The sequence below is a fragment of the Micromonospora sp. NPDC047620 genome (genome assembly GCF_043205005.1).
Taxonomy (GTDB): Bacteria; Actinomycetota; Actinomycetes; order Mycobacteriales; family Micromonosporaceae; genus Micromonospora.
Genome location: NZ_JBIDDG010000046.1, coordinates 1 through 6175, shown reverse-complemented (window position 1 = coordinate 6175; position 6175 = coordinate 1). Strand labels below are relative to the sequence as shown.

The following is a 6175-nucleotide window of genomic DNA, read 5'->3' as shown; positions in this document are numbered from 1 at the left end:
CATGTACTCCGTACGTGGGACAAGGGTCAGGACTCGGAGCCGTCGAGCGCCAGCCGGATGAGGGCGTCGGCGTCCATCTCGTCGATGGAGTCGCCGTCCTCGTCGGTCGGGCCCTGCTCGGCGTCGTCGCCGTCGGTGAGCTTGAGCAGCAGGTCGAGCAGCCCGGCCTCGCGGATGCGGGCCAGCGGGATGGTGGCCAGGGCTTGGCGCACCGCCGCCTCGGCCGGGTCGGCCGCCTCCTGCCGCCCGGCCTCGGGGACCAGCGCGGCGAGCAGGTGACCGGCCACGGCGGCCGGGTCGGGATAGTCGAAGACCAGCGTGGTGGGCAGGGGCAGCCCGGTGGCCCGGGTGAGCCGGTTACGCAGCTCGACCGCCGTCAGCGAGTCGAAGCCGAGTTCCTTGAACGCGCGTTGCGGCTTGACCCGCTCCGGGCCGGGGTGGCCGAGGACAGCCGCGGCGTGGGTGCGGACCAGGTCGGTGAGGAGCTTGTCCTGCTCGTCCCGGGGCAGGGCGAGCAGTTGCTCGCGCAGCGGCTGCCCGCCGTCGCCCGGCTCGTCCTCGGCGGTCGGGGCGGCCGGCCGGGCCTCGGGCAGGTCGGCCAGCAGCGGTCGCGGCCGGTTCGAGGCGTACGCGGGGCCGAACGTCGCCCAGTCCACGTCGGCGACGGTGAGGCAGGCGCGCCCGCGCCCGACGGCGACCCGCAGGGCGTGGACCGCGTCGGCCGGGGACATGGCTCGCAGCCCGCGCCGGGCCAGCTCCCGCTGGGCCTCGTCGGTGGCCATCCCGCCGTCGGCCCACGGCCCCCACGCCACCGAGGTGGCGGCGAGCCCCCGGGCGCGCCGCCGCTCGGCGAGCGCGTCGAGGTACGCGTTGCCGGCCGCGTAGCCGGCCTGCCCGCCGCTGCCCCACACCCCGGCGATCGAGGCGAACAGCACGAACGCGTCCAGCGGCCGGTCGCCGAGCAGCTCGTCCAGGTGCGCCGCTCCGGCGATCTTGCCGCCCATCACGGCGGCGAGCCGGGCCAGGTCGGTGTCGACGAACGGGACGACGTCGTTCAGGCCGGCGGCGTGCACCACCGCGGTCAGCGGCGCCGGGTCGTCGTCCAGCCGGGCCAGCAGCCTGGCCACGGCGTCCCGGTCGGCCACGTCGCACGCCGCCACCGTCACCCGTACGCCGAGGGCGGTCAGCTCGTCGCGCAGCTCCGTCGCGCCGGGGGCGGCGTCGCCGCGCCGGCTGGTCAGCACCAGGTGCTCGGCGCCGTTGCCGCCCGCCCAGCGGGCCACGTGCGCGCCCAGCGCGCCCGTGCCGCCGGTGACCAGCACGGTGCCGGAGGGCCGCCACCGCTCGGCCGCCGCCGCGTCGGCGGGGGTGGCCCGGGTCAGCCGCCGGGCGTACACGCCGCCGCGCCGCACCGCGAGCTGGTCCTCGTCGCCGGCGGCGACGAGCGCCGCCACGAGCCGGGCCGGGTCGACGTCCCGTTCCGGCAGGTCCAGCAGGCCCACCCGCGGCTGCGACAGTTCGAGGCCGGCCACCCGGCCCAGGCCCCACAGGCTGCCCTGGCCGGCGCTGCGGACTGCCTCGCCGTCTCCCGCGTCGACCGCGCCCCGGGTCACGCACCACAGCGGCGCGGTCGCCGCGGCGTCGTGCAGCGCCTGGAGCAGCAGCAGGGTGGCCGCCGTACCGACCGGCACGGACGGGTGGTCCGGGTGCGGCTCGTCGCGCAGGCCGAGCAGCGAGACCACGCCGACCGGCCCGTCGGCCGACGCGTCGCCCAGCAGCTCGGCGAGGCCGGCGCGGGTGGCGGTGGCCGGGTCGACGGTCACTCGACGCACGTCTCCGCCGGCCGCGGTCAGCGCGGCGGCGATCCGGTCGGCCGACGGCTCGCCGGCGGGCTCGACCAGCAGCCAGGTCCCGACCGCCGCCGGGGAGTCGGCCAGGTCGATCCGCCGCCACCCCACCTGGTACGACCAGCCGTTCACCGCCGCGTCGCGGGTGCGGGCGCGGCGCCAGGTGGACAGGACAGGCAGGGCCGGGGTCAGCGCGTCCACCGCCGCGTCGTCGCCGAGTTGGCCGGCGAGGGCGGCGAGGTCGCCGCTCTCGACGGCGGCCCAGAATTCGGCGTCGCCGCCCGTGTCCGGGGTGGCCTGCTGGCGCGGCGCGGCTTCCGGCCAGAACCGCTGGTGCTGGAACGCGTACGTCGGCAGGTCGACGCGGCGGGCGCCGGAGTCGGCGAACCAGGTCCGCCAGGTGACCGGCTCGCCGTGGACGTGCAGCTCGCCGAGGGCGGCCATCAGCGCGTGGGTCTCGGGCCGGTCCCGGCGCTGGACGGCGACGGACAGCACGCCCGCCTCGCCGGGCAGCACGTCGGCGACCATGGCGGTGAGCACGCTCTGCGGGCCGATCTCCAGGAACGTGTCCACCCCGGCCTTGCGCAGCGCGGTGACGCCGTCGGCGTACCGGACGGCCTCCCGGACGTGCCGTACCCAGTAGTCGGCGGTGCGGATCTCGTCGCCGTCGGCGAGCGCGCCGGTCAGGTTCGACACGACCGGCACCAGCGGCGGCTGGAAGGCGAGGCCCTCCAGAACAGCGCGGAACTCGGCGAGCATCGGCTCCATCAGCGGGCTGTGGAACGCGTGGCTCACGGTCAGGCGCCGGGTCCGGGCGCCGCGCGCCGTCCAGACCTTCTCCACCTCGTCGAGGGCGTCGACGGCGCCCGACACGACCACGGCGTTGGGGCCGTTGACGGCCGCGATGCCCAACCGGTCGGTCAGCCCGTCGAGGCTTGCCAGCACCTCCGCCTCGGACGCGTTCACCGCCAGCATCCCGCCGCCGACCGGCAACGCCTGCATGAGCCGGCCCCGAGCGGCGACCAGCGTGCACGCGTCGGCCAGGGACAGCACCCCCGCCACGTACGCGGCCGTGATCTCCCCGACCGAATGCCCACCCACGAAGTCCGGCACCACACCGAACGACTCCACCAGACGGAACAGCGCCACCTCGACCGCGAACAACCCCGCCTGGGTGAACACCGTCTGGTCCAGCAGGCCCGCCTCGACCGAACCCGCCTCCGCGAACAGGACCTCCCGAAGCGGCTGCGGCAGCAGCCCGTCCAGGTGCCCGCACACCTCGTCGAGAGCGGACGCGAACACCGGGAACGAGTCGTACAGCTCCCGGCCCATGCCCGCGCGTTGCGCGCCCTGGCCGGAGAAGAGCAGGGCCAACTGGCCGCGCTGTTCCGGTGCGCCGGCCAGCACCGCGCCCGACGGCTCACCAGCGGCGAGCGCACGCAGCCCGGCGAGCAACTCGTCCCGGTCGACGGCGGTCACCACCGCCCGCTGTTCCAGGGCCGGGCGGGTGGTCACCGACGACCACGCCACGTCCAGCGGACGCAGCCCCTCGTCGGCAGCCAACCAGCGCGCCCACCGACCCGCCTGCGCTGCGAGCGCCGCGTCGGTCCGCGCCGACAGCAGCACCGGCACCACCGCCGGCAGCCGACGCTCCACGATCTCGCCCTCGACCACCTGCGCCGGCGGCTGCTCGACGATCACATGCGCGTTCGTCCCTGAGATCCCGAACGACGACACCGCCGCCCGACGCGGCCGGTCCACCACCGGCCACGGCGTCGCCTCCGTCGCCAGGGCCACCGCCCCGGCGGTCCAGTCGATGTGCGGCGACGGCTCGTCCACGTGCAACGTCGGCGGAACAAGACCATGCCGCATGGCGAGGACCATCTTGATCACACCGGCGACGCCGGCGGCGGCCTGCGTGTGCCCCATGTTGGACTTGATCGACCCGAGCAGCAGCGGCCGATCGACGGGCCGGTCCTGCCCGTACGTGGCCAGCAGCGCCTGCGCCTCGATCGGGTCACCCAGCGTCGTGCCGGTGCCGTGCGCCTCCACCGCGTCCACGTCGGCCGTGGTCAGCCGCGCGTTGGCCAGCGCCTGGCGGATCACCCGCTGCTGCGAAGGCCCGTTCGGCGCAGTAAGGCCGTTGGACGCCCCGTCCTGGTTCACGGCGGTGCCGCGCACCACGGCGAGGACGCGGTGGCCGTTACGGCGCGCGTCGGACAACCGCTCCACCAGCAGCATGCCCACGCCCTCGGACCAACCGGTGCCGTCGGCGGCGGCCGCGAACGACTTGCACCGGCCGTCCGGGGACAGGCCGCGCTGCCGGGAGAAGCCGATGAACGCGCTCGGGGTGGCCATCACGGTCACGCCACCCGCCAGGGCGAGGTCGCACTCACCGGAGCGCAGCGCCTGCGCCGCCAGGTGCAGCGCGACCAGCGACGACGAGCACGCCGTGTCGACGGTGACCGCCGGGCCTTCGAGCCCGAAGACGTACGCGACGCGGCCGGAGGCAACGCTGCCGGCCGTGCCGTTGACCAGGTACCCCTCCAGTTCCTCCGAGGCTTCGAGCCGGCCCACGTAGTCGTGGTGGATCAGGCCGGCGAAGACGCCGGTGGTCACCTTCGTGTCGCGCGGGTCGATGCCGGCGTGCTCGAACGCCTCCCACGAGGTCTCCAGCAGCAGCCGCTGCTGCGGGTCCATGGCGAGGGCCTCGCGGGGCGAGATTCCGAAGAACGCCGGGTCGAACTCGGCCGCGTCGTACAGGAAGCCGCCCTGCCGGGTCGTCGACGTGCCCGCCCGATCGGCGTCCGGGTCGTACAGGGCGTCGAGGTCCCAGCCCCGGTCGGCGGGGAAGCCGCCGATCGCGTCCCCGCCCGAGGCCACGAGGTCCCACAGCTGGTCCGGGTTCGACACGCCGCCGGGGAAGCGGCAGGCCATGCCGATGATGACGATCGGATCGTCGTCGCCGGCGGCGGCGACGGCCCGGGTGACGGTGGTCGCGGCCGGCGTCGCGGAGTGGCCCAACTGCTCGTGCAGGTGCTCGGCGAGCCGCTCGGGCGTGGGGTAGTCGAAGACGAGGGTGGCGGACAGCCGCAGCCCGGTCGCCGAGGCCAACCGGTTGCGCAGCTCCACGGAGGTCAGGGAGTCGAAGCCCAGTTCCTTGAACGCCCGGCCACCCGGCACCGCCTGCGCCGACGCGTGCCCCAGCACCGCCGCCGCCTGCCCGCAGACGAGGTCCACCAGAAGCCGACGGGCGTCGTCCTGCGACAGCCCGGCCAGCCGGTCGGACCAGGCCGACCCGTCTCCGGCCTTCCCGGAGCGCGCCTGCCGGCGTCCGCCGGCCCGCGCCAGCAGCCGCAGGATCGGCGGCACCTGGGCGGCGTCGGCGGTGATCCGCAGCCGGGCGGCCACGACCGCCGGCGCGGAACCGGCGGACGCGGCGTCGAGCAGCACCGCGCCCTCGGCCGCCGACAGCCCCGTCATGCCCAGCCGGCCCAGCCGCTGGCGGTCGTCGGCGTTGAGCTCGCCGACCATTCCACCGGTGGTGGCCCACATGCCCCAGCCGATGCTGGTCGCCGGCAGGCCCCGCTCCCGACGGTGCTGCGCGAGGGCGTCGAGGAACGCGTTCGCCGCCGCGTAGTTGCCCTGCCCCGGCGAACCCAGCGTCGCCGCGATCGACGAGAACACCACGAACGCCGACAGGTCCAAGTCGGCGGTCGCCTCGTGCAGCGCCCACGCCCCGTCGACCTTCGGCCCCATCACAGCGGCCACAGCACCGGCATCCAGCGACGTGATCGTCGCGTCCGCCAGCACACCCGCGCAGTGCACGACGGCGGTCAGCGGATGAGCGGCGTCGACCCCGGCGACGAGGTCGGCGACCTGCTGCGGGTCGCTCACGTCCACGGAGGCGGGAACGACAGTCGCACCCGCCTCGGTCAGCTCCGCGACCAGCGCGGCGTAGTCGCTGCCCTCGGCAGGCAGGCGACGCGACGCCAGCAACAGCCGACGCGCCTGACCGGTGACGACGAGGTGCCGGGCCACGACCCCGGCGAGGGTGCCCGACGCCCCGGTGACCAGCACCGTGCCGTCCGAATCCACCGACGCCGGAACCTGAAGGACGACCTTGCCGACGTGCCGGGCCTGACTGATGTGCCGCAACGCCGTACGCGCCTGCCGCACATCCCACACCCGCACCGGCAACGGCGACAGCACACCCCGCTCAAACAAGGCCAACAACTCGGACAACATCTGCCCGATCCGCACCCCACCGGCCTCGTTCAGATCGAACGCCCGATACACCACCCCAACGTGATCCCGCGCCACCTGCC

Annotated in this window: 1 protein-coding gene; it reads right to left on the bottom strand. The window is 75.5% G+C overall.

The genetic code is table 11. The features are described from left to right. Positions 1-26: 26 nt before the first annotated feature. Positions 27-6146, bottom strand: a complete 6120-nt coding sequence (locus ACGF5C_RS32485; protein ID WP_393307877.1) for a type I polyketide synthase — start codon at positions 6144-6146, stop codon at positions 27-29. Positions 6147-6175: the final 29 nt, after the last annotated feature.